This is a genomic window from Halomonas sp. M4R1S46 (genome assembly GCF_025725685.1).
GTDB lineage: Bacteria > Pseudomonadota > Gammaproteobacteria > Pseudomonadales > Halomonadaceae > Halomonas.
On sequence record NZ_CP107008.1, the window covers coordinates 480,975 to 504,670 of the forward strand.

24 protein-coding genes are annotated in these 23,696 nt (G+C 68.8%); 9 read left to right on the forward strand and 15 right to left on the reverse strand.

Features of this window, described 5'->3' with window-relative positions:
- Nucleotides 1–5: 5 nt before the first annotated feature.
- On the reverse strand, nucleotides 6–1,544 hold the full coding sequence (gene ppx / locus OCT48_RS02305) for an exopolyphosphatase (RefSeq protein WP_263591141.1): 1,539 nt from the start codon (nucleotides 1,542–1,544) through the stop codon (nucleotides 6–8).
- A gap of 445 nt (nucleotides 1,545–1,989) precedes the next feature.
- Between ppx and rho the strand changes: the two genes are divergently transcribed.
- The 8 genes from rho to OCT48_RS02345 all read left to right on the forward strand — a co-directional run bounded on the left by rho (nucleotide 1,990) and on the right by OCT48_RS02345 (nucleotide 9,092).
- Nucleotides 1,990–3,249 (forward strand): transcription termination factor Rho, encoded by a 1,260-nt coding sequence (gene rho, locus OCT48_RS02310; RefSeq protein WP_126483954.1) that lies wholly within the window; start codon nucleotides 1,990–1,992, stop codon nucleotides 3,247–3,249.
- Between the two features lie 470 nt (nucleotides 3,250–3,719).
- Complete coding sequence (ubiD, locus tag OCT48_RS02315) at nucleotides 3,720–5,213, forward strand: 4-hydroxy-3-polyprenylbenzoate decarboxylase (RefSeq protein WP_263591142.1); 1,494 nt, start codon at nucleotides 3,720–3,722, stop codon at nucleotides 5,211–5,213.
- A complete protein-coding gene (locus OCT48_RS02320; protein ID WP_263591143.1) occupies nucleotides 5,210–5,989 on the forward strand; it encodes an NAD(P)H-flavin reductase in 780 nt (259 codons plus the stop codon). Before ubiD ends, OCT48_RS02320 begins: the two co-directional genes overlap by 4 nt.
- Nucleotides 5,986–6,699 carry a dihydromonapterin reductase gene (folM, locus tag OCT48_RS02325; protein WP_263591144.1) on the forward strand — a complete coding sequence of 238 codons (714 nt, stop codon included), beginning with the start codon at nucleotides 5,986–5,988 and terminating at the stop codon, nucleotides 6,697–6,699. Before OCT48_RS02320 ends, folM begins: the two co-directional genes overlap by 4 nt.
- Before the next feature lie 41 nt (nucleotides 6,700–6,740).
- A complete protein-coding gene (locus OCT48_RS02330) occupies nucleotides 6,741–6,869 on the forward strand; it encodes a hypothetical protein (protein WP_263591145.1) in 129 nt (42 codons plus the stop codon).
- A gap of 75 nt (nucleotides 6,870–6,944) precedes the next feature.
- The gene (locus tag OCT48_RS02335) at nucleotides 6,945–7,094 is read left to right on the forward strand and encodes a hypothetical protein (RefSeq protein WP_263591146.1); all 150 of its coding nucleotides are present in this window, start codon (nucleotides 6,945–6,947) and stop codon (nucleotides 7,092–7,094) included.
- A gap of 300 nt (nucleotides 7,095–7,394) precedes the next feature.
- A complete protein-coding gene (locus OCT48_RS02340; protein ID WP_263591147.1) occupies nucleotides 7,395–8,489 on the forward strand; it encodes a 3-deoxy-7-phosphoheptulonate synthase in 1,095 nt (364 codons plus the stop codon).
- 90 nt (nucleotides 8,490–8,579) lie between these two features.
- Nucleotides 8,580–9,092, forward strand: coding sequence for a DUF3087 domain-containing protein (locus tag OCT48_RS02345; RefSeq protein WP_263591148.1), 513 nt, complete (start codon nucleotides 8,580–8,582; stop codon nucleotides 9,090–9,092).
- A gap of 9 nt (nucleotides 9,093–9,101) precedes the next feature.
- Here the strand turns inward: OCT48_RS02345 and ppk1 are convergent, their stop codons facing one another.
- Complete coding sequence (gene ppk1, locus OCT48_RS02350; RefSeq protein WP_263591149.1) at nucleotides 9,102–11,294, reverse strand: polyphosphate kinase 1; 2,193 nt, start codon at nucleotides 11,292–11,294, stop codon at nucleotides 9,102–9,104.
- A gap of 43 nt (nucleotides 11,295–11,337) precedes the next feature.
- The gene (hemB, locus tag OCT48_RS02355) at nucleotides 11,338–12,345 is read right to left on the reverse strand and encodes a porphobilinogen synthase (RefSeq protein WP_263591150.1); all 1,008 of its coding nucleotides are present in this window, start codon (nucleotides 12,343–12,345) and stop codon (nucleotides 11,338–11,340) included.
- Between the two features lie 205 nt (nucleotides 12,346–12,550).
- Here hemB and elbB point away from each other — a divergent pair, with 205 nt between their 5' ends.
- Nucleotides 12,551–13,213 carry an isoprenoid biosynthesis glyoxalase ElbB gene (elbB, locus tag OCT48_RS02360; protein ID WP_263591151.1) on the forward strand — a complete coding sequence of 221 codons (663 nt, stop codon included), beginning with the start codon at nucleotides 12,551–12,553 and terminating at the stop codon, nucleotides 13,211–13,213.
- A 209-nt stretch (nucleotides 13,214–13,422) separates the two neighbouring features.
- On the opposite strand, the gene tatC is transcribed toward elbB, so the two are convergent.
- The 12 genes from tatC to argS form a co-directional block, all read right to left on the reverse strand.
- Nucleotides 13,423–14,193, reverse strand: a complete 771-nt coding sequence (gene tatC, locus OCT48_RS02365; protein WP_263591152.1) for a twin-arginine translocase subunit TatC — start codon at nucleotides 14,191–14,193, stop codon at nucleotides 13,423–13,425.
- Nucleotides 14,190–14,600, reverse strand: a complete 411-nt coding sequence (gene tatB / locus OCT48_RS02370) for a Sec-independent protein translocase protein TatB (protein WP_263591153.1) — start codon at nucleotides 14,598–14,600, stop codon at nucleotides 14,190–14,192. The genes tatC and tatB overlap by 4 nt, the downstream gene beginning before the upstream one ends.
- Before the next feature lie 6 nt (nucleotides 14,601–14,606).
- Entirely contained in the window at nucleotides 14,607–14,861 is a 255-nt protein-coding gene (tatA, locus tag OCT48_RS02375) for a Sec-independent protein translocase subunit TatA (protein ID WP_263591154.1), read from the reverse strand.
- A gap of 48 nt (nucleotides 14,862–14,909) precedes the next feature.
- Nucleotides 14,910–15,245: a phosphoribosyl-ATP diphosphatase gene (locus tag OCT48_RS02380; protein WP_263591155.1), complete on the reverse strand. Its 336-nt coding sequence runs from the start codon at nucleotides 15,243–15,245 to the stop codon at nucleotides 14,910–14,912.
- Between the two features lie 27 nt (nucleotides 15,246–15,272).
- Nucleotides 15,273–16,895 carry a ubiquinone biosynthesis regulatory protein kinase UbiB gene (gene ubiB, locus OCT48_RS02385; protein ID WP_263591156.1) on the reverse strand — a complete coding sequence of 541 codons (1,623 nt, stop codon included), beginning with the start codon at nucleotides 16,893–16,895 and terminating at the stop codon, nucleotides 15,273–15,275.
- The gene (locus OCT48_RS02390) at nucleotides 16,892–17,533 is read right to left on the reverse strand and encodes an SCP2 domain-containing protein (RefSeq protein ID WP_263591157.1); all 642 of its coding nucleotides are present in this window, start codon (nucleotides 17,531–17,533) and stop codon (nucleotides 16,892–16,894) included. Before OCT48_RS02390 ends, ubiB begins: the two co-directional genes overlap by 4 nt.
- 7 nt (nucleotides 17,534–17,540) lie before the next feature.
- The gene (gene ubiE / locus OCT48_RS02395) at nucleotides 17,541–18,296 is read right to left on the reverse strand and encodes a bifunctional demethylmenaquinone methyltransferase/2-methoxy-6-polyprenyl-1,4-benzoquinol methylase UbiE (RefSeq protein ID WP_263591158.1); all 756 of its coding nucleotides are present in this window, start codon (nucleotides 18,294–18,296) and stop codon (nucleotides 17,541–17,543) included.
- A 353-nt stretch (nucleotides 18,297–18,649) separates the two neighbouring features.
- Nucleotides 18,650–19,033, reverse strand: coding sequence for a DUF971 domain-containing protein (locus tag OCT48_RS02400; RefSeq protein WP_263591159.1), 384 nt, complete (start codon nucleotides 19,031–19,033; stop codon nucleotides 18,650–18,652).
- 194 nt (nucleotides 19,034–19,227) lie between these two features.
- Nucleotides 19,228–20,550, reverse strand: a complete 1,323-nt coding sequence (gene hslU / locus OCT48_RS02405) for an ATP-dependent protease ATPase subunit HslU (protein ID WP_263591160.1) — start codon at nucleotides 20,548–20,550, stop codon at nucleotides 19,228–19,230.
- 2 nt (nucleotides 20,551–20,552) lie between these two features.
- Nucleotides 20,553–21,071 (reverse strand): ATP-dependent protease subunit HslV, encoded by a 519-nt coding sequence (gene hslV / locus OCT48_RS02410; protein WP_263591161.1) that lies wholly within the window; start codon nucleotides 21,069–21,071, stop codon nucleotides 20,553–20,555.
- Between the two features lie 126 nt (nucleotides 21,072–21,197).
- Nucleotides 21,198–21,932 (reverse strand): SPOR domain-containing protein, encoded by a 735-nt coding sequence (locus tag OCT48_RS02415; protein ID WP_263591162.1) that lies wholly within the window; start codon nucleotides 21,930–21,932, stop codon nucleotides 21,198–21,200.
- 3 nt (nucleotides 21,933–21,935) lie between these two features.
- On the reverse strand, nucleotides 21,936–23,621 hold the full coding sequence (argS, locus tag OCT48_RS02420) for an arginine--tRNA ligase (RefSeq protein ID WP_263591163.1): 1,686 nt from the start codon (nucleotides 23,619–23,621) through the stop codon (nucleotides 21,936–21,938).
- Nucleotides 23,622–23,696: the final 75 nt, after the last annotated feature.

Sequence of the window (23,696 nt, forward strand, 5' to 3'; positions counted from 1 at the left end):
CCGGCTCAGCGGGTGGTGAGGGTCAGCGGCAGCCCGACCGCCTGCTGATAGCCGGCCTCCTGCTCCAGGTCGGCGAGCAGCAGGGTCGGTTCGTCGCCCGTATCGAGGTGCAGATGCAGGGTCTCGCCATCGGCCTCGAGCACCGGCAGGGCCGGCGGTTGTTCCGGGCGCGAGTGGTTGAGGGCCACCGCCAGGCGCAGCAGGCGGGCCAGCCGGGCATGGGAGCGCTGCTCGGCGGCGGGCAGGGCCTGCCACTCCTTGGTCGGGAACTTGCGGCGGTGGGCGCGTACCAGGAAGGCCAGCAGGCGCTGCTCCGGTCGCGAGAAGCCGCCCAGGTCGGAGTGCTCCAGCAGATAGGCGCCGTGGCGATGGAACTGGCTGTGGGAGATGGCCAGGCCGACCTCGTGGAGGCGACTGCCCCACTCGAGGAAGCGGGCCTGGTCGTCGTCCAGGCTCCAGGCCTCGCGGACCTGGTCGAGCAGGCCGAGGGCGGTGCTGGCCACGTTGTCCGCCTGGCGGCTATCGACCCCATAGCTCCGCGACAGGTTGTCCAGGGTCTTGAGGCGGGAATCCTCGGGGCTGTTGCGGCCTACCATGTCATAGAGCACTCCCTCCCGCAGGGCGCCGTCGGCATAGCGCATCTCCTCCAGCGCGAAGGCCTCGAAGATGGCGCCGAGGATGGCGATGCCGGCCGGGAAGATCCGGGCACGGTCGGCCTTGAGCCCGGTCATGGCGACCCTGTCCAGTCGCTTGAACTTGATCAGCCGCTTGCGCAGGTCGAGCAGTCCCTGGCGGGTGATCACCCCCTCGGGGCCCTTGCCGGCGGCGGCGATCACCGCGGCCGCGGCCTTGATGGTGCCGCTGGAGCCGACCGGGTCGGCCCAGCCGATGGTCTGGTAGGGGCGCCGGATGTTGGCGAGCTCCGAGAGGGCCGCCAGCTCGGCGCGGCGCATGCGCTTCTCGGTGATCTCGCCGGAGTCGAAGAAGCGCCGGGTGAAGGTCACGCAGCCCATCCGCAGGCTCTCCAGGGCCAGCGGCTCGAAGCGCTCGCCGATGATGAACTCGGTGGACCCGCCGCCGATGTCGACGATCAGCCGTCGGCCGTCCTCGGCCACCGCATGGGCGGCGCCCAGGTAGATCAGGCGGGCCTCCTCGCGGCCGGCGATGATCTCGATGCGGGTCCCCAGCAGGGCCTCGGCGCGCTCGATGAAGGCCTGGCTGTTCTCGGCGTCGCGCAGGGCGTTGGTGCCCACCACCCGCAGGTCGCGACGGCCGATGCCCTCCAGGAAGGGGGCGAAGCGGGCCAGGCAGTCCAGGGCCCGGGTCATGGCGTCCTCACCGAGGAAGCCGTCCTCGTCGAGTCCGGCGGCCAGCTGCACCTTCTCGCCGAGCCGGGCGACCACCTGCAGCCGGTCGTCCCGGTAGTTGGCGACCAGCAGGTGGAAGCTGTTGGAGCCGAGGTCGATGGCGGCGAGGCGGCGGGGCTCGGGGGTGATCGCGGGTTCGCTCGCGGTGGTGGCGAACCGGTCCGTTGGCGCAGTCATGGCGGGTCCTTGAGGAGCACTGGCCAAAGGTTGCGGGCCCCTCTTGGCCATGTCAATTGCGCCATGGCCGGGGAAACCGCGAGGCTTGCGTTTCCCGACGGCGTTGACTAATATCGAGACGTTCGCCTGTTCCGAATGCTTTCCGACCGCTCAAGGCGACTGCGCCGCGGTCATTTCCAAGTCGTCAGATAGCCCACTGCATCAGCCCGCGATCCTGGCCCTCGGCCACGAGCCGCTGATTCAGGCGAAAATGAACCTGCTCCCTCGCTCCCGAACTGGCCCGGCATCCCTTCTCAGGCGGTTGTCAGCCCACGGCCATACGATGCACACGACGAGTGGCAGCCTGTCCGGGCTCTGAACGCATCCACGCGGCGTTACCGTCTCGCCTCCTGTCTCATACGGCGCATGACTGCCCGGCTTCCACGAGCAACTTCTGAACACACCGATGAATCTTACCGAACTCAAGCAAAAGCCCGTGCCGGAACTCCTGGAGATCGCCCGTGAAATGGGCATCGACAACCTGGCACGCTCCCGCAAGCAGGACATCATCTTCGCCATCCTCAAGAAGCACGCCAAGAGCGGCGAGGCCATCTACGGCGATGGCGTGCTGGAGATCCTGCAGGACGGATTCGGCTTCCTGCGCAGTGCCGACAGCTCCTACCTGGCCGGCCCCGACGATATCTATGTCTCGCCGTCCCAGATCCGGCGCTTCAACCTGCGCAAGGGCGACTCCATCTCCGGCAAGATTCGTCCGCCCAAGGAAGGGGAGCGTTACTTCGCGCTGTTGAAGGTCAGCGAGATCAACTTCGACAAGCCCGAGAACGCCAAGCACAAGATCCTCTTCGAGAACCTCACGCCGCTGTTCCCCCAGGAGCGGCTGCGCATGGAGATCGGCAACGGCTCCACCGAGGACCTGACGGCGCGAATCATCGACCTCACCGCGCCCATCGGCAAGGGCCAGCGCGGCCTGCTCGTCTCGCCGCCCAAGGCGGGCAAGACGTTGATGCTGCAGAACATCGCCACGTCCATCACCCGCAACAATCCCGAGTGCCACCTGATCGTGCTGCTGATCGACGAGCGGCCCGAGGAAGTCACCGAGATGTCGCGGACGGTACGCGGCGAGGTGGTGGCCTCGACCTTCGACGAGCCGCCGGCGCGTCACGTCCAGGTGGCCGAGATGGTCATCGAGAAGGCCAAGCGGCTGGTCGAGCACAAGAAGGACGTGGTGATCCTGCTCGACTCCATCACCCGCCTGGCCCGGGCCTACAACACCGTGGTGCCCTCCTCGGGCAAGGTGCTCACCGGTGGCGTCGACGCCCATGCCCTCGAGAAGCCCAAGCGCTTCTTCGGCGCGGCGCGCAACATCGAGGAGGGTGGCAGCCTGACCATCATCGCCACGGCGCTGGTCGACACCGGCTCCAAGATGGACGAGGTGATCTTCGAGGAGTTCAAGGGCACCGGCAACATGGAGGCCCACCTCGACCGCAAGCTGGCCGAGAAGCGGGTCTATCCGGCGCTGAACATCCGCCGCTCCGGTACCCGCCGCGAGGACCTGATCGCCTCCGAGGAGGAGATGCAGCGCATGTGGATCCTGCGCAAGCTGCTCAACCCCATGGAAGACGTGGCGGCCACCGAGTTCCTCATCGACCGCCTGAAGGACACCAAGACCAACCTGGAGTTCTTCGAGGCCATGAAGCGGCGCTGATAGGAGCTATTGCGCTTGCGTATACCGCGTTGAATCCTCGCTCGGCCTGCTCATGTACTACTCGTACACTCCGCGGCCTCGCTCGGATTCGCCTTGTCTCCGCTGCGCTCATGACGCTCCTAATGGCCAGTTCTCAACGCTTCGGCGGTTAGATCAAGGCAAGCGGCGCCGGGGACAGGTCGCAGAGGAGGTCCTACGCCAGGGGTGAGGAGGATTCCTCCGAACGGGTTGGCCATGGATGGCCAACCCAGGCCCTGCAAGCGCAGCAGGATGCGAGAGCGCCGCAGGGCGTCGGTAGCGCCCAGGGAGGGGTTCACAGCGCCTCCTCGTAGACCTGTCGCCGGAAAAGCCGCGGCGCTCATGAGCTGATCCGATGCACCGACGCTGGGTCGCCAGGCGCAGCATCCTAAAGGGGCGGCATGCTAGGCTGCCCCTCTTGTTTTTTGTCGTTCGGGAAACGGGAAGGCCGCATGAAGTACAAGGACCTGCGCGAATTCATCGCGGCACTGGAGGCACAGGGGGAGCTCAAGCGTGTCACCGCCGAGGTGGACCCCTACCTGGAGATCACCGAGATCTGCGATCGTACCCTGCGGGCCGGGGGGCCGGCGCTGCTGTTCGAGAACGTCAAGGGTCACGACATGCCGCTGCTCGGCAACCTCTTCGGCACGCCGCGGCGGGTCGCCCTGGGCATGGGCCAGGACTCCGTCGATGCCCTGCGCGAGGTCGGCGAACTGCTGGCCTTCCTCAAGGAGCCGGAGCCGCCCAAGGGCTTCCGCGATGCGCTGGACAAGCTGCCGGTCTACAAGCAGGTCATGAGCATGGGGCCCAAGGTCCTGAAGCGGGCGCCGGTGCAGGAGGTGGTCCTCGAGGGCGACGACGTCGACCTCGACCGACTGCCCATCCAGCACTGCTGGCCCGGCGACGTCGCCCCGCTGGTGACCTGGCCGCTGGTGATCACCCGGGGGCCACACAAGACGCGCCAGAACCTCGGCATCTACCGCCAGCAGAAGCTCTCTCGCAATCGCCTGATCATGCGCTGGCTGTCCCATCGCGGCGGGGCCCTGGACTTCCAGGAATGGTGCCGGGCGCATCCCGGCGAGCCCTTCCCGGTGGCGGTGGCCCTGGGCGCCGACCCGGCGACCATCCTCGGCGCGGTGACGCCGGTACCGGACAGCCTCTCGGAGTATGCCTTCGCCGGGCTGCTGCGTGGCTCCCGGACCGAGCTGGTCAGGTGCGGCCATGCCGAGCTGGAGGTGCCGGCCTCCGCCGAGATCATCCTCGAGGGCTTCATCCACCCGGACGACACGGCCCCCGAGGGTCCCTACGGCGATCACACCGGCTACTACAACGAGGTGGAGACCTTCCCGGTGTTCACGGTGACCCGCATGACCCTGCGCCGTGACGCCATCTACCACTCCACCTATACCGGCCGTCCCCCGGACGAGCCAGCGATCCTGGGGCTGGCGCTCAACGAGGTCTTCGTGCCCATCCTGCGTCGCCAGTTCCCCGAGATCGTCGACTTCTACCTGCCGCCGGAAGGCTGCTCCTACCGCATGGCGGTGGTGACCATGAAGAAGCAGTACCCCGGTCACGCCAAGCGGGTGATGATGGGCGTGTGGAGCTTCCTGCGCCAGTTCATGTACACCAAGTTTGTGGTGGTCCTCGACGACGACGTGGACGCCCGGGACTGGCAGGACGTGATCTGGGCCATCACCACCCGCATGGACCCGGCCCGGGATACGGTGCTGGTGGAGAACACGCCCATCGACTACCTGGACTTCGCCTCGCCGGTGGCGGGGCTGGGCTCCAAGATGGGGCTGGATGCCACCGGCAAGTGGCCCGGCGAGACCGACCGCGAGTGGGGCACGCCCATCGTCATGGACGCGGCCGTCAAGGCCCGGGTCAGCGAGCGGTGGGGCGAGCTGGGTATCGAATCCCCTGACACCGACAAGAGGCATTCATGACGGCAAGGACCCTGACCTGCCAGGTCGTCGAGGTCGAGGACCTCACCCCCGACGTCTTCCGCGTGCACCTGGAGGGCCGCCCCGAGGCCATGGCCCACGAGCCCGGCCAGTACCTCGAGATGCAGCTGGACGACGCGACCTGGGTGCCCTTCTCCATCGCCAACGCCCACGGCGGCGACGGCCGGCTCGAGCTGCATATCCAGCACTGGCCGGAGCGCAGCAACTCCGCCCGGCTGCGCGAGCTGCTGGTGGAGGCCCAGCACCTGACCCTGCGCCTGCCCGGCGGCGACTGCGTGCTGGACCCCGACAGCGAGCGTCCCCTGCTGCTGGTCGCCGCCGGGACCGGCTTCGCCCAGATGAAGGCCATCGTCGAGGCCGCCCTGCATGCCGACCCCTCGCGGTCCATCGCGCTGTGGTGGGCCGCCCGGGAGCGCCGCGACCTCTACCTGGAGCGCCAGGCCCGGGAGTGGGCGGAGCGGCACGAGGGCGTGACCTTCCATGGCGTCAGCGAGCAGCCGCTGGAGGCCGGCTTCGATGCCGAGCGAGTGATCGGCCACCGCGGGCGGGTCGACGAGGCCCTGGCCGAGCACCTCGGCGACGTCTCCGCCCATGACGTCTACCTCTCCGGCTCGCCGGGCATGGTCTATGCCTGCGTCGATGTCCTGGCCTCGCTGGGGCTGGTGCCGTCCCGGGTGTTCTCCGACGTCTTCGCCTATGCGCCGCGGGACCCGCTGGTGCCGACCGTGGGCAGCCTGGTGCGTGAGCGGCGGGCATGAGTGCCTCGCCCATCCTGATCACCGGCGGTGCCCAGCGGCTCGGCCGACACTGCGCCGAACGCCTGCGCGACGAGGGCCACCCGGTGATCATCAGCTATCGTCGCGAGCGCCCCGCCCTCGATGCCCTGCGCGAGCGCGGCGTGGTCACCCTGCAGGCGGACTTCGCCAGCCAGGACGGCATCGAGGACTTCCTCGAGAGGCTGCGCGCCGAGACGCCGTCGCTTCGGGCCATCGTGCACAACGCCAGCGCCTGGATGCCGGACGTCGACGGCGAGCAGGCCGGTGACAACTTCGAGCGGCTGTTCCGGGTCCACATGCTGGCCCCGTACCTGATCAACCTGCAGGCCCGCGACCTGCTCGAGGCGTGCGGCGAGCCGCTGCGGGACATCGTGCACATGACCGACTATGTGGCCCGCAAGGGCTCGCGTAAGCACGCCGCCTATGCCGCCACCAAGGCGGGGCTCGAGAACCTGACGCTGTCCTTCGCGGCGATGTACGCGCCCTCGATCCAGGTCAATGCCATCGCCCCGGCGATGATCATGCTGGGCGAGGGGGACGACGAGGCCTATGCCGAGAAGGCCAGGGCCAAGTCGGCCATGGAGCTGATTCCCGGGCCGGGGGTCATTCACCAGAGCCTGCGCTACCTGCTCGACAACCGCTACGTGACCGGGATCACCCTGCCGGTCGATGGCGGCCGGCATCTTCGCTAGAATGCCGGTCATCCTGACGACCACTCCGAGAGGAACATGACATGGCGGGACACGACGAGAACTTCAAGGACGACAGCGGCCTGCTGGCGGTCTTCCTGGGCCTGGCGGTGCTGGTGGGCATGAGCGCGCTGCCGGCGACCATCGGCTGGGTGCAGCTGGCCACCGGCTGAGCCGCCGGTGCGCACGTCGCCCTTGCCATCCGCCCCGCGAGACGGCAGGATGGCAACAGACCTCAGGAGACGACCATGTCATCGAGCCGACCCATGACCCCGTGCGACCCGCAGGCTGCCCCCGTGGCGGTGACGGCGGCCCGTGGCCAGGGCAGCGTCGGCGGTATCGATCACTATTGGCCGGGCTACTGGTTTAGCGCCGGCGTGCCGGCGGCCGTGTCCTGACCCAGCGCCAAGGACCACGCCGCGAGGCACGCCCGCCCAGGGTTGCCTCCGCACACAGAACCCCCGGACGGCAACCCCGCTCGGGGGTTCTGCATTGCAGGCCCCGCAACACGACGACAGGAGACGCCCCATGACCGCATCGCATCGTGCCCACGCCGAGTTCCGCACCCCGGGACGGGACTATTACGGCTATGGTTGGCGATTTAGCGATGCGCGGTCGGGCCAGGGCGCCACCTCCGACCGTGAGACCGCCGGTGGCATGACGACCAGCCGATGTTCCCGCTCACGGAGTTGACCCCCATGAACGCCCCCGTTCCCCTTGCCCGCCATTCGCTGACCGACGCGAGCGAAGACCGTCGCGACGCCGCCAGCCACCTGCCCACCCCCGAGGCCCTGCACCGGACGCTGCCGCTCGAGCCGGCCCTGGCCCGACGCATCGAGGGCCAGCGTCAGGCCATCCGCGAGATCCTCGCGGGCCGCGACGACCGTCTGCTGGTGGTGGTCGGCCCCTGCTCGATCCATGATCCCGAGGCCGCCCTCGAGTATGCCCGGCGGCTGGCGGCCCTGGCCCCGCATATCGAGGATCGCATCCTGCCGGTGATGCGGGTCTACGTGGAGAAGCCCCGGACCACCGTGGGCTGGAAGGGCCTGGCCTATGACCCGGACCTGGACGGCCGTGGCGACCTGGCCCGCGGCCTCGAGCTGTCACGCTCGCTGATGCGCGAGATCGCCGGGCTGGGCCTACCCATGGCCACCGAGCTGCTGCAGCCCATGCTCGCCCCCTACCTGGACGATCTGCTGGCCTGGGTGGCGATCGGGGCCCGCACCACCGAGTCCCAGCTGCACCGCGAGATGGCCAGCGGTCTCGAGGCCGTGGTGGGCTTCAAGAACGCCACCAGCGGCGACCTGCAGGTGGCCATCGATGCCATGCGCGCCGCGGCCCATCCCCACCAGCACTTCGCCATGGCCGCGGACGGCCGGCCGATGGTGCGCGAGACCCCGGGCAACCCGCATACCCATGTGGTGCTGCGCGGGGGGCACGGCGAGCCCAACTACCGGGCGCCCCAGGTGGCCGCCAGCCGGCGGGCACTGGAGGCCGCGGGCCTGACGCCCCGACTGATGGTGGACTGCAGCCACGCCAACGCACGCAAGGACCACCGCCGGCAGAGCGAGGTGATGCTCGACGTCCTGGGCCAGCGGCTGGCCGGCGACAGCGCCCTGGTCGGGCTGATGCTGGAGAGCCATATCCACGAGGGCAAGCAGCCCCTGGCCCCCGGCAAGCTGCGCTACGGGGTCTCGGTCACCGACGCCTGCATCGGCTGGGAGACCACCGAGCACCTGCTGACGACCGCGGCGGAGCGCCTGCGGGAGACGGGCATCGACGAGCGAGTCTAGAGCGGGGCATTCCGCGACGGCGCCGACTGTACGCAGCCGGACGATGCCGGGATAATCCCGGCATCGTCCAGCCACCGCCAGGGCCCTCCCATGTCGTTTCGCTTCGCGTCCCACGACCCCCATACCTACCGCCGGACCTCTCGCCTGGTCGGCCTGGCCATGGCCGGCCAGCTGATCGTCTTCGGGCTGGTCTTCACCCAACTGCTCGGCACCGCCTTCACCCCGAGTCTCTGGCTCAATGGCCTGGGCGTGCTGCTGGGGCTGGTCGCCACCAGCCTGGTGCTGGCCGTGCTGCGCGACCGCCCCTGGCTGGGGCCGGTGCGCTACGGCTGGCGGCTCAAGCAACGGCTCTCGACGGTGAGTGGCTACCTGCCCGCCCTGCGCCGGGGCATGGCCGACGGGGACGAGCGGGCCCTGGCGGTGCTGGCCTTCTACCACCAGGGCATGGCCCAACTGGGCGAGCTCGACGGGCGGACCCTGGACGACGACGCCGAGCTGCTGGCCGAGCGCCAGGCGCTGCGCCTGGCCCGACAGGCTCGCCGCCTGCCGGAACGGGTCGATGGCCTCGACGAGGCCGACCTCGCCGACTTCAAGCGGGGCTAAGGAGCTCTCCTAGGCGCGGGCGGCGTAGGCGTAGAGCAGCGTCTCCTGGGCGCTGATGGGGGCGGCCTCGCCGGGTGTCTGCTTGACGAAGGTGCCGTCGCCCTGCAGCAGCCAGCTCTGGCAGTTGTCCACCAGGTAGGTTTCCAGGTCCTTGCGCACCCGGGCGGCGAGCTTCTTGTCGAGCAGCGGGAAGCAGGTCTCCACCCGGTGGAACATGTTGCGGGCCATGAAGTCGGCGCTGGACCCCCAGGTCTCGGGCTTGCCGTCGTTGTGGAAGTGGAACACCCGGGTGTGTTCGAGGAAGCGGCCGATGATCGAGCGCACCCGGATGCTCTCGGAGATGCCCGGCAGCCCCGGACGCAGGCAGCACATGCCGCGGATGATCAGGTCACATTCCACGCCGGCCTGGGAGGCCCGGTAGAGGGCCTGGATCAGCTTGGGTTCGGTGAGCGAGTTGCACTTGATGATCAGGTGGGCGCGCTTGCCCTTGCGAGCATGCTCGGCCTCCCGGTCGATCATCGCCACCAGGCGCTCGTGGAGGGTGAAGGGGGCGTGCAGCAGCTTCTCGATCCTGCGCGCGCGCCCCATCCCGGAGAGCTGCTGGAAGACCTTGTGCACGTCGGCGCACAGGGTGGGGTGGGCGGTGAGCAAGCTGTAGTCGGTGTAGAGCTTGGCGGTCTTGGAGTGGTAGTTGCCGGTGCCCAGGTGGGCGTAGTGGCGCAGCTGGCCCTTCTCCCGGCGCACGATGTGCATCATCTTGGCATGGGTCTTGTAGGCCATCACCCCGTAGATGACGATGGCGCCTGCCTCCTGCAGCCGCGAGGCCAGGGCCAGGTTGTCGGCCTCGTCGAAGCGCGCCCGCAGCTCGATCACCACCGTGACCTCCTTGCCGTTGCCCGCTGCCTCCACCAGGGCGTTGACGATGGGGGAGTCGGCCCCGGTGCGGTAGAGGGTCTGCTTGATGGCCAGCACGTCCGGGTCCCGGGCGGCCTCGCGGAGCATCTCCTCCACCGGCGAGAAGGACTGGAAGGGGTGGTGCAGCAGGATGTCGCCCTCGGCCACGGCCTGGAGCACGCTGTCGCGCTTGCTCAACGCCTTGGGCAGGCCGGGGGTGAAGGAACGGTAGCACAGCTCGGGACGCTCCACCTCGCCCAGCACCGACATCATGCGGGTCAGGTTCACCGGGCCGTTGACCCGGTAGAGATCGGTCGCCTCCAGCTCGAACTGCTTGAGCAGGAAGTCGGCGAGCTCCTCGGGGCAGTTGTCGGCCACTTCCAGGCGCACGCCGCTGCCATAGCGCCGCGACAGCAGTTCGCCGCGCAGGGCCGAGGCCAGGTCCGAGACGTCCTCGGGGTCCACCGACATGTCGGCGTTGCGGGTCAGCCGGAACTGGTAGCAGCCGCGCACCGTCATGCCGGGGAAGACCTCCTCGGCATGGGCATGGATCATCGACGACAGGAAGACGTACTCGGTGAAGCCGCCCTCGCAGAGGTCACTGGGCAGGGCGATCACCCGGGGCAGCGAGCGCGGCGCCGGGAGGATGGCCATGCCGCCCTCGCGCCCGAAGGCATCCTTGCCCTCGAGCTCGACGATGAAGTTGAGGCTCTTGTTGACCAGCCGCGGGAAGGGATGGGAGGGATCCAGCCCGATGGGGCTGATCACCGGCATGATCTCGGTCTCGAAATAGTCGCGTACCCAGGTGCGCTGGGCCTCGGTCCAGTCGCCGCGCCGCCGGAAGCGCAGGCCCTGGGTCTCCAGGGCGGGGATCAGCGCCTCGTTGAGGATGCGGTACTGGCGTTCCACCTGCTCATGGGCGATCTGGGCGATCTCGGCCAGCACCGAGCGCGGCAGGCGGCCGTCGCTGCCGGTGGTCTCGTCGCCCAGGGCCACCTGGTTCTTCAGCCCCGCCACGCGGATCTCGAAGAACTCGTCCATGTTGGACGAGAAGATCAGCAGGAACATCAGCCGGTTGAGCAGGGGGTGCGCCTCGTCCAGGGCCTGCTCCAGCACCCGCACGTTGAACTGCAGGTGCGACAGTTCCCGGTTGAAGTACAGCCCCGGGTCGGTGAGGTCGGCCTCCGGGTCCGGCATCGCCTTGGGCTTGATGCCGGTGCGGGTCTGGTTGAGTCGCGGGGCGGGGGCCTCGCCGCCGGGCGCGATGTCGGGGGCGGAGGGCGTGTCGGGGCGGCGCGATTCGTCCATGGGGGGTCCCTGTCGTGGACCGGAGGCGACTCCCCTCCGGCGGTTAGTCCGCGAGCAGTCTGGCCGCCCGCTTGGCGAAATAGGTCAGGATGCCGTCGGCCCCGGCGCGCTTGAAGCACGTCAGCGACTCGAGCATCACGCTGTCGGCGTCGAGCCAGCCGTTGTCGAAGGCGGCCATGTGCATCGCGTACTCGCCACTGACCTGATAGGCGAAGGTCGGCACCCGGAGTTCCTCCTTGATGCGGTGCACCACGTCCAGGTAGGGCATGCCCGGCTTGACCATCACCATGTCGGCGCCCTCGGCGAGGTCGAGGGCCACCTCGTGGAGCGCCTCGTCACCGTTGGCCGGGTCCATCTGGTAGGTGGTCTTGTCGGCGCGTCCCAGGTTCGTCGCCGAGCCCACCGCATCGCGGAAGGGGCCGTAGTAGCGCGAGGCATACTTGGCGCTATAGGCCATGATCCGGGTGTTGTGCAACTGCTCCTGCTCGAGCACCTGGCGGATGGCGCCGATGCGTCCGTCCATCATGTCCGAGGGCGCGACGATATCGGCGCCGGCCTCGGCGTGGGACAGCGCCTGCTTGAGCAGCGTCTCCACGGTGCGGTCGTTCTGCACATAGCCGACGTCGTCGAGGATGCCGTCCTGGCCGTGGCTGGTGTAGGGGTCGAGGGCCACGTCGGTCATGATGCCGAGCCCGGGCACGGCCTCCTTGAGGGCGCGCACGCTGCGCTGGACCAGGCCACCGGCGCTGTAGGCCTCCTCGGCCAGCTCGCTCTTCAGCGCGGGATCCACCACCGGGAACAGCGCCAGCACCGGGATGCCGAGGGCATGGGCCTCCCGGGCCTCCTCGACGAGCAGGTCCAGCGACAGCCGCTCCACGCCCGGCATCGACGGCACCGCCTCGCGCTGCCCCTCGCCTTCGAGCACGAACACCGGCCAGATCAGGTCGGCGGCGGTCAGGGTGTGCTCGCGCATCAGGCGACGCGAGAAGTCGTCACGGCGCATGCGTCGCATGCGAGTGGCGGGATACTGGCGAGAGGTCGTGAAACTCAAGGCATCTTCTCCGAAACGGGACCCGGGCCGCCAGTGACGAGTCTGGTGGCCGGGAATGACAGTATGATGACAATGACCCGAGTATATCAGTGTGGCCGGACGTCGGAAGACGCGCCTTGTCGCACCCAGAGCGACTCTCTAAAGTGGTGGCTTCACGTTTACCGGCCCTGTCGCCTATCGGCAGGATGCGTTCGAGGAGAAGGACATGAGCAAACAGGTGGCGGTCATTCTGTCGGGGTGCGGCGTGCAGGACGGCTCGGAGATCTACGAGACGACCCTGACCCTGCTGCGGCTCGACCAGCTGGGGATCGGCTACCGCTGTTTCGCGCCGGACATCGACCAGCAACACGTCATCGACCATCGCAGCGGCGAGGTGGCCGACGGGGAGTGGCGCAACGTGCTGGTCGAGTCGGCGCGTCTGGCGCGGGGCGAGATCGAGCCGCTGACCGAGCTCGATGCCGACGGCTTCGAGGCGGTGATCCTGCCGGGCGGCTTCGGCGCGGCCAAGAACCTCTCCAACTTCGCCGAGGCCGGCGCCGACATGGTGATCCAGGGGGACCTGGTGGAGTCCCTGGCCGCCTTCCACGAGGATCGCAAGCCGATCGGCCTGATGTGCATCGCCCCGGTGATGGTGCCGCGCCTGCTGGGGCCCGGCATCGCCGTGACCATCGGTCATGACCCGGGCGTGGCCGGGGCGATCAGCAGCATGGGCGGCCTGCACCGCAGCTGCAGCGTGGAGGACATCGTGGTCGACTTCGAGCATCGCGTGGTCACCACCCCGGCCTACATGCTGGCCACCCGCATCGGCGAGGCGGCCACTGGCATCTTCAAGCTGGTCGATCGCATCGACGAGCTGATGGACCTGTGACCCGGCGGTCCGGCGCTCCGGCTTCGCCCGGGAGCTGTGAGCGACAAGCTGGAAGAACAGCGCCTCCATGGCGTTGCCATGGAGGCGCTCTGTATTAACTTGCCTTCGAGCTTCGAGCTTCGAGCTTCGAGCTTCGAGCTTCGAGCTTCGAGCTTCGAGCTTCGAGCTTCGAGCTTCGAGCTTCGAGCTTCGAGCTTCGAGTTTACGGCTTATTCCTCGTCGGCGGCGTCCTTCTCGCGCTTGCGGCGCACCAGCCGCCCGAACAGCAGACCGACCTCGTAGAGCAGGTACATGGGCACCGCCAGCAGGCTCTGGGAGATCACGTCCGGCGGGGTCAGCAGCATGCCCACCACGAAGCAGCCGAGGATGATGTAGGGGCGCTTCTTCGACAGGCTCTCCACCGTGGTCGCCCCGCTGAGGATCAGCAGGAAGGTGGCGATGGGGATCTCGAAGGCCACCCCGAAGGCGAAGAACAGCTTGAGGACGAAGTTCAGGTAGGCGTTGATGTCGGTCATCACCGCGACGTTCTCCGGCCCGGTCTGGGTGAAGAACTGGAAGAGCAGCGGGAACACCACGTAGTAGGCGAAGGCCGCGCCGGCGTAGAAGAGCAGGACGCTGGAGGCGAGGATCGGCAGCGCCAGGGCCTTCTCGTTGTCGTAGAGCCCCGGGGCCACGAAGGCCCAGGCCTGGTGGAGCACATAGGGCACGGCGATGAACACCGCCACCACCAGGGTCAGCTTGAAGGGCGCCAGGAAGGGCGAGGCGACCTCGGTGGCGATCATCTGGGAGCCTGCCGGCAGCAACGCCATCAGCGGCTCGGCGACGAAGCCGTAGATATCGTTGGCGAAGGCGTAGAGCCCGAGGAAGATCACCAGGATGGCCACCACGGCCCGCATCAGCCGCGAGCGCAGCTCGATCAGGTGCTCGATCAGCGGGGCCTGGGCCTGCCCGGAGTCCCGGGAGTCGTCGGAGTGGCTCATCGCGCGGCGGAGTCCTTGTGGGCGTCGGCATCTGGCTCATCGGCGGTCGTCTCGCGGGCCCTGGCCAGGGCATCGTCGAGGCGCTGCTCGGGAGGCGGCGAGGAGGGCGCCTCCTCGGCGGCGGGCTTGGCGGCGTCCCGCGATGGCGTGTCGGCGAGGCCCTCCACGTCACGCTTGACCCGGTTGACGCCCTCGTCGAGCTTCTTCTGCTGCTCGTCGAGCTTCTGGCGCAGCTCCTCTGCCTCCAGCTGGGCGCTGATCTCGCGCTGCATGCCGGAGACCGTGCGCTTGATCTTGCCGATCCACAGGCCCAGGGTCCGGGCGGCCTTGGGCAGGCGCTCGGGGCCCAGCACCAGCAGGCCCACCACGCCGATGATCAACAGTTCGAGAAAGCCGATGTCGAACATGGCGGCTTACTTGCGCTCTTCCCGTTCTTCGGGCTTCTGCTCGGCCTTGACGTCGTAGGTATGGCCCTCGTCGTCGTGGCGCACCTGGGCCTGGGGCTTGTCGGTATCCTCGCCCTTGTCCTCGTCGTGCATGGCCTTCTTGAAGCCCTTCACGGCGCCGCCCAGGTCGCCGCCGACGTTGCGCAGCTTCTTGGTGCCGAAGATCAGGATGATGATGCCGAGCACGATCAGCAGCTGCCAGATACTGATACCACCTAACATAGTGACTTCCTCTGGTAGGGTCCCGGGCCTCGCCCGGAATGGTCGATTCTAGCGTTGCCTCGCGGCCTTCTCGTCATGGCCGGAGAGGCCGAAGCGGCGCGCGAGCTCGTCGAGCACTTGTTGATGGTCGAGCCCCAGATGCGAGAGCATCACCAGGCTATGAAACCACAGGTCGGCCGTCTCGGCGATCACTGCCTGGCGCTGCGCCGCGTCCCCATGCTCGGCATCCTTGGCCGCCAGCAGGGTCTCGGTGGCTTCCTCGCCGACCTTCTCGAGTATCTTGTTCAGGCCCTTGTCATGCAAGCTGGCCACGTAGGAGTCCCGGGGGGCCGCCTGGCGGCGCTGTTCGAGCACGTCATGGAGGTGGTCGAGAATATCGCTCATGGGAGAAGGTTCCATTACAGGGGATCGTCAGTTCCACGCCAGCAACAGGCCGCCCAGCACCGCGGCGCCGAGCACCGGCCAGGGTTGGCCGCCTGCCCATTCGACCAGCGGTTGCCAGGCGAGTGCCACCGCCACCAGCAGCAGGCCCAGGCGCAGCCGGCGGTGACGTCGCCCCTGGCGGTCGAGTTGGCGGCGGATGGCGCCGACGGCCTCGGCCTGGCGGCGATGCTGGTGATGGCCATGCTCGGCGCGGGCCAGGGCCTGGTGGGCCAGCACCGGCAGTTCCGGCAGCTGGCGGGAGAGTTCCGGCGCCTGGCGCTTGAGGGAGTCCCAGAAGCCGCGGGCGCCGGCCCGCTCCTTCATCCACTGCTCCAGGTAGGGCTTGGCGGTGGCCCACAGGTCCAGGTCCGGATACAGCTGGCGGCCCAGGCCCTCGATGTTGAGCAGGGTCTTCTGCAGCAGCACCAGCTGCGGCTGGACCTCCATGTTGAAGCGCCGCGCGGTCTGGAACAGCCCCAGCAGCACCTGGCCGAAGGAGATGTCCTTGAGGGGTTTCTCGAGGATCGGCTCGCAGACGGTACGTACCGCCGCGGCGAACTCGTTGGCCCGGGTATCCTCGCCGACCCAGCCCGACTCGATGTGCAGCGCCGCCACCTCGTAGTAGTCCTGATGGAAGAAGGCCAGCAGGTTGCGGGCCAGGTAGTCCTGGTCCTCGCGGGTCAGGCTGCCGACGATGCCGCAGTCGATGGCGATGTACTGGGGGTTCCAGGGCGTCTCCCGGGAGACGAAGATGTTGCCCGGGTGCATGTCGGCATGGAAGAAGTTGTCGCGGAAGACCTGGGTGAAGAAGATCTCCACGCCGCGCTCGGCGAGCGTCTTGAGGTCGGTGCCCTGGGCCGCCAGGGCCGCGGTGTCGGCCACCGGCACGCCGTGGATGCGCTCCTGGACCATCACCCGCCGGCGGGTCAGCTCCCAGTGGATGCCCGGCACGAACAGCAGCGGCGAGCCCTTGAAGTTGCGCTTGAGCTGGGAGGTGTTGGCGGCCTCCTTGGTCAGGTCGAGCTCGTCGAACAGGGTCGACTCGTAGTCGCGCACCACTTCCACGGGACGCAGCCGGCGGGCCTCGGGAATGCGCGCCAGCAGGGCGGCGACCCGGTACATCAGCGCCATGTCCTGGCGCATCACCCGTTCGATGCCCGGGCGAATGATCTTGACCACCACGTCCTCCCCCCCGTGCAGGCGGGCGGCGTGCACCTGGGCCACCGAGGCAGAGGCCAGCGCTTCGGGCGCGAAGTCGGCGAAGGCCTCGGTCAGCGGCATGCCGAGTTCGTCCTCCACCAGGGCGCGGGCCTCGCGACCGGGGAAGGGGGGGACCTGGTCCTGCAGGCGCTTGAGCTCGTCGGCGATGTCCTCGGGGAAGAGGTCGCGGCGAGTCGACAGCACCTGGCCGAACTTGACGAAGATCGGTCCCAGGGTCTCCAGGGCCAGGCGCAGGCGCTCGCCCCGGGGACGGGGCCCGATCGGCACCAGGCGCAGTGGCGACAGGGTCAGCGTCAGGCGCAGCCACCAGGGCAGGCGTTCCAGGGGCAGCAGGGTGTCGAGCCGGTAGCGGGTGATCACCCAGCCGATGCGCAGGAGGCGCGGGATCATGCGCGGCCCTCCTGGCCCGACAGTCGACGACGCAGGCGCTCGAGGCGGGCCTCGAGGCGGTCGGTGGCGACCTCCAGCTCGGTGAGGTGATCGCGCAGGATCTCGAGCTGGTAGCGGCCCGGCAGCAGCCGGGCCTCCTCGAAGACATACTCCGAGACGTCGGCACACAGTTCCTGGCGGGTGCGCAGGCCCCAGCGACCCAGGCTGCGGATGCCCTCGGCCAGGCTGTGGGCGGGGATGTCGCCGAGCCAGCGGGCCAGTTCGCCCTCCCAGTCCAGGTCCAGGTCCAGCAGCAGGTCCCGGGCGGCCTCCAGCAGGTGGACGCGGCCCCGCACCGACAGCTTGCCCTGGAACATCAGCCGTTCCACCGGGGCGCCGCCGAGCAGCTCGCCGAGGGTCTCGGCATCGAGCTCGACGACCGCGTCGTAGGCCTCCTCGGGGGCCTCGTCCTGGCGCAGCAGGTCCAGGCCCTGGGCATGGAAGTGCACGGCGAGCGCCAGCGGCGGATGCTCGAGGCGCAGCAGGATGCGCTGGCCCGCCAGGCGGGCGAGGCGCGCGGGGGCGGCGGGGTCGCGGGCGAGCAGGACGTTGAGGCTGCGTTCGAGGCCACTCAGCAGCAGGGTCGGTGTCAGCGCCATCACGACCTCACAGCTTGATGCCGCGGTGCAGGGCGACGACGCCCCCGGTGAGATTGGTGTACTCGACGCGCTCCAGGCCGGCGGCCTCCATCATGCCCTTGAGGGTCTCCTGGTCGGGATGCATGCGGATCGACTCGGCGAGATAGCGATAGCTGTCGGCGTCCCCGGCGACCAGCTCGCCCATGCGCGGCAACAGGCGGAAGGAGTACTCGTCGTAGGCGCGGGTCAGCAGCGGGTTGCCGGGCTTGGAGAACTCCAGCACCAGCAGGCGGCCACCGGGCTTGAGCACCCGGGCCATGGAGCGCAGGGCGGCGTCCTTGTCGGTGACGTTGCGCAGGCCGAAGGCGATGGTGATGCAGTCGAAGGTGTTGTCCGGGAAGGGCAGGGTCTCGGCATTGGCCTGGACGTACTCGACGTTGCCGCCGACGCCCCGGTCGAGGAGCTTGTCGCGGCCGACCCGCAGCATGGACTCGTTGATGTCGGCGAGCACTACCCGCCCGCGGGGCCCGACCAGCCGCGAGAACTTCCCGGTCAGGTCGCCGGTGCCGCCGGCGATATCGAGCACGCTGTGGCCCGGGCGTACCCCGGCACGCTCGATGGTCAGGCGTTTCCACAGGCGGTGGATGCCGAAGGACATCAGGTCGTTCATCACGTCGTAGCGGGACGCCACGGAGTGGAAGACATGGGCCACGCGGGAGGCCTTCTCGTCGACCGGGACTTCCTGATAGCCGAAGTGCGTGGTGCGCTTGTCGCTGGGGGTCATGCGAGGGAGGCTCCCGAGTCAGCTGCACATGGGAGGCGGAGCCGAAGGGCTCCGCCGATGGGGCGCCATTGTAGCGCTCCCCGGATGCCCTTGTCTTGACGTCGGGCTTGGAGCTCAGGGCTATCGCTGCTTGAGTTGTGGCTCGGGGCTGATCCGTCGACAGGTCTTCGAGGGGGCACTGTGGACCCATCCCTGGGCGCTACTTTTGCCCTGCGGTGCTCTCGCATCCTGCTCCGCTTGCAGGGCCGGTGCTGGCCATCCATGGCCAGCCCGTTCGGCGGAGTCCGCCTCACCCAAGGCAAAAGACCCCCTCTTCGACCTGCCCCCGGCGCCCCTCGGGCGATTGCGTTGCCTTACAGCTGCTTGATCTCGATGCCCAGCGGCTCCCGCGAGGCGCCGGCCTCCTCGAGACGCCTCAGGTAGTCGGCCCAGTTGGCCTCCCGGTCGCGGATCAGCGCATACAGGTAGTCCCAGCTGTAGAGGCCGCTGTCGTGGCCGTCGTCGAAGTGCAGCTTGAGCGCGTAGCGGCCGGTCTGGGTGATGTTGGCCAGGCCGACGTGCTTCTTGCCGACCTGCAGGGTGGCGGAATCCGGGCCGTGGCCGCGCACCTCGGCGGAGGGGGAGAAGACGCGCAGGTATTCCACCGAGAGGCGGTGGCTCTCGCCGCCCTCGTAGGTCAGCTCCAGTTCGCGGTCCTGCTTGTGGTAGTGCACCTTGACGGGAATCGGGGCGGACATAGGCACCTTCGGTGAGCTTGAAGTCGGAAGCGTGAAGCTGGAAGAGCACAACCGCCGATAGCGACGGTTGTGAGACGTTTCCTGTGGGAGTTTTGCCAACCAGTCCAGCTATAGGCCGTGGTTGCTTCAAGCTTACAGCTTATAGCTTCCAGCTTACGCATCGAAGCCTGTGTAGCTTCTGGTTGGCGCCTACCTCACAGAATATATCGTGACAGGTCCTCGTCCATCGCCAGCTCGCCGAGCTGGGAGTCGACGTAGGCGGCATCGATGGTCAGCGGGCTGCCGATGTCGGAGCCCTTGAAGGAGGCCTCCTCCAGCAGACGCTCCATCACCGTGTGCAGGCGGCGGGCGCCGATGTTCTCGGTGCCCTCGTTGACCTTCCAGGCGATCTCGGCGATGCGCTCGATGCCGTCCTCGGTGAAGGTGACTTCGAGACCCTCGGTCCTGAGCAGCGCCTCGTACTGGCGAGTCAGCGCCGCGGAGGGCTCGGTGAGGATACGCTGGAAGTCGTCCGGCGTCAGCGCATCGAGCTCGACACGGATCGGCAGCCGGCCCTGCAGCTCGGGGATCAGGTCCGAGGGGCGCGACAGGTGGAAGGCGCCGGAGGCGATGAACAGGATATGGTCGGTCTTCACCATGCCGTACTTGGTGGAGACGCTGGAGCCCTCGATCAGCGGCAGCAGGTCACGCTGCACGCCTTCCCGGGAGACCTCGCCGCCGCTGGACTGGCCGCTGCCCTTGGCGACCTTGTCGATCTCGTCGAGGAAGACGATGCCGTTCTGCTCCACGGCCTCGATGGCGCGGTGCTTGATCTCCTCCTCGTTGACCAGCTTGGCGGCCTCCTCGTCGCGCAGCAGGGCGAAGGCGTCGCACACCGCCACGCGGCGGGTCTCGGTCTTCTGCTTGCCCATGCTGGAGAACAGGCTCTGCAGCTGGTTGGTCATCTCCTCCATGCCCGGCGGGGTCATGATGTCGATGCCCTGGCCCTGCTGGGTCACCTCGACATCGATCTCCTTGTCGTCGAGGTCGCCCTCGCGGAGCTTCTTGCGGAAGGTCTGGCGCGTCGAGCTCTCGGCGCGGGGCTGGTCCTCCTGGCCGCGGGGCGGTGGCAGCAGGGCATCGAGGATGCGGTCCTCGGCGGCATCCTCGGCCCGATGGCGCACCTCGTCCTTGGCCTGCTCGCGGACCAGCTTGATGGCGGCCTCGGTGAGGTCGCGGACGATGGACTCCACGTCCCGGCCCACATAGCCCACCTCGGTGAACTTGGTGGCCTCGACCTTGATGAAGGGCGCGCCGGCCAGCTTGGCGAGGCGACGGGCGATCTCGGTCTTGCCCACGCCGGTGGGGCCGATCATCAGGATGTTCTTGGGGGTGACTTCCTGGCGCAGCTCGCCGTCGAGCTGCATGCGCCGCCAGCGGTTGCGCAGGGCGACGGCCACGGCGCGCTTGGCGTCCTGCTGGCCGATGATGTACTGGTCCAGGGCATGGACGATCTCGCGGGGGGTCATCCGGGTCATGGTCAGAGCTCTTCCAGCGTGACGTTGTGGTTGGTGAACACGCAGATGTCGGCGGCGATCTCCAGCGACTTCTCGGTGATCTCGCGGGCCGGCAGCTCGGTGTTCTCGAGCAGCGCGCGGGCCGCGGCCTGGGCGAAGTTGCCGCCGGAGCCGATGGCGAGGATGCCGCGTTCGGGTTCCACCACGTCGCCGTTGCCGGTGATGATCAGCGAGGCGTGCTTGTCGGCCACGGCGAGCAGCGCCTCCAGGCGCCGCAGGGCCCGGTCGGTGCGCCAGTCCTTGGCCAGCTCCACGGCGGCCTTGGTGAGGTTGCCCTGGTGCTTCTCGAGCTGGGCCTCGAAGCGCTCGAAGAGAGTGAAGGCATCGGCGGTGCCGCCGGCGAAGCCGGCCAGCACCTGGCCGCGGTAGAGGCGACGCACCTTGCTGGCGTTGCCCTTCATCACGGTGTTGCCCAGCGAGACCTGGCCGTCGCCGGCCAGGGCCACCCGGTCGCCGCGACGCACGGAAACGATCGTGGTCATGGAGGGGACTCCTTGTGGGAGACGAAGACTCCCGATGACTTTCGGCGCCGCGGGTGGCCCGGGCGCCGTGAGTGAACTTCAGGGGAGGTGTGGGCGCCCGGGCGGGAATTCAACCGTGCCGAGCCGTTATTGCAGCTGAATCATCAGCGGCTCGATGCCCTGGGTGACCATCAGGTCCTGGGCGCGGCTGAGCTCGCGACGGTCGCTGTAGGGGCCCACCTGGACCCGGTGCCAGGTGGCGCCGTCGCCGGTCTGGACCTCGCTGATCTTGGCCAGCAGGCCGAAGTCCTGGAGGCGGCCGGCCAGGCGATGGGCATCGTCGGAGGCCCGGAAGGAGGCCGCCTGCAGCACGTAGCGCTTGCCGTCCCCGGCGTCGGTGGACGAGGCCGCCTCAGTGGTTGCCTCGGCGGGGGCGCTGTTGGCGGCGATCACCTGGGCGATGGGATCGTCCGCGGCGACCGTCGGGCGGGCCTCCTCCTCCTCGGCTTCGGGGGGCTTCGGCGGCGGGGTGGCGGTGGAGGCCGGCACCTGGCCCCCCGGGGCGATCACCTCGGATTCCGGCAGCAGCGTGTAGAACTCGAAGGTCGGCATGCGCGGCTCGTCCGGCGTCGGCGCGCTCCCCCCGTTGCTCGCCCCGTCGGACGAGGGCGCGGGCTTGGGCACCACCGTGGCCAGCGGCGTGACCGGCCCGTCCTGCCAGGGCGCCGTGCCGTGCTGGTGCTGGGAGATCAGGAAGCCGCCGACCAGGCCGGCGAGCCCCCAGAGCCAGCCGGGCAGTCCGTGCCGCTGGGGCCTGGCCGGGCGCCGCTTGCTGCTGGTGGCGCCGCGCTTGCGGTTGGCGGGAGGCTTGCGGCTGGCCATGACTTACATCTCCTCGGGGGCGCCGACACCCATCAGGTCCAGGCCGTTGCGCAGCACCTGGCGGGTGGCCAGGCCCAGCGCCAGGCGGGCATTGCGCCGGGCGTCGTCCTCGACCATCACCTTCACCGCGTTGTAGCAGGTGTGGAACTCGGCGGCGAGATCGAGCAGGTACTGGGCGATCTGCTGGGGCTCCCGGGCGGCGGCGGCATGCTCGACCACCTCGGGGTAGCGCGCCAGGCGGTTGAGCAGGGTCTTCTCCTGGTCGGCGTCGAGCAGCGCCAGGCTGTCCATGGCCAGGGCGTGGTCGAAGGGCTGGCCCTCGGCCTCGGCCTTGCGCAGCATGCTGCAGACCCGGGCATGGGCGTACTGGACGTAGTAGACCGGGTTGTCGTTGGACTGGGAGCGGGCCAGGTCGATGTCGAAGGTCAGCTGCGAGTCGGCGCGGCGGGCGGCGAGGAAGAAACGGGTGGCATCGCGGCCCACCTCGTCGATCAGGTCGCGCACCGTGACATAGCTGCCGGCCCGCTTGGAGAGCTTCACCTCCACGCCGGAGCGGGTGACCATCACCATCTGGTGCAGCACGTAGTCCGGCCAGCCCTCGGGAATGCCGGCCTCCAGGGCCTGCAGCCCGGCGCGCACCCGGGTCACCGTGGAGTGGTGGTCGGCGCCTTGCTCGTTGATCACGGTAGTGAAGCCGCGCTGCCACTTGTCGAGGTGGTAGGCGACGTCGGGCAGGAAGTAGGTGTAGTCGCCATCGGACTTGCGCATCACCCGGTCCTTGTCGTCACCGAAGTCGGTGGTGCGCAGCCAGGTGGCGCCCTCGCGCTCGTAGGTATGGCCCTTCTCCGCCAGGCGGGCCGCGGTGGCCGCCACCTTGCCGTCGCGGTACAGCGAGGACTCGAGGAAGTAGACGTCGAACGCCACGCCGAAGGCGCGCAGGTCGAGGTCCTGCTCGCGGCGCAGGTAGGCCACGGCGAAGTCGCGGATGGCGTCCAGGTCGTCCGGGTCGCCCTCGGCGGTGACGTGGCGGTCGTCGGCATGCACCGTCTCCCGGGCCAGGTAGGCGTCGGCCACGTCGATGATGTAGCCGCCGCGGTAGCCGTCGGCGGGCCAGCCGGTGTCCTCGGGGTCGATGCCCTTGGCGCGAGCCTGCACCGAGAGGGCCAGGTTGGTGATCTGGGCGCCAGCGTCGTTGTAGTAGAACTCGCGGGTGACGTCGTGGCCGGTCGCCTCCAGCAGGCGGCACAGGCAGTCGCCGATGGCCGCCCCGCGCCCGTGGCCGACGTGGAGCGGGCCGGTGGGGTTGGCGGAGACGAACTCCACCTGCACCTTGTGGCCCTGGCCGGTGAAGCTGCGGCCGAAGGCGTCGCCGCTGTCGAGGACCTGGCGCACGACCTGGGCGGCGGCGTCGGTGGCGGCGAAGAAGTTGACGAAGCCGGGGCCGGCGATCTCCACCCTGGCCACGGCGTCGCTTTCCGGCAGGGCCGCGACCAGGGCCTCGGCCAGCTCGCGGGGCTTCTTGCCGGCGGGCTTGGCGAGCATCAGGGCCAGGTTGGTGGCGTAGTCGCCGTGGGCCTTGTCCTTGGTGGGATCGACCTTGATGGTCGGGGCGAGCTCGGAAGGCAGGACGTCCTGGCGCTTGAGTTCGTCCAGGGCGCCCTCCAGCAGGGAGATGATGGTGTCTTTCATGGGGAATCTGATGTCCTGTGGCGCGGGCGTGTCGTTCGCCCGTCGGCGGGCATTTGGCTGCACATTATCGACAAT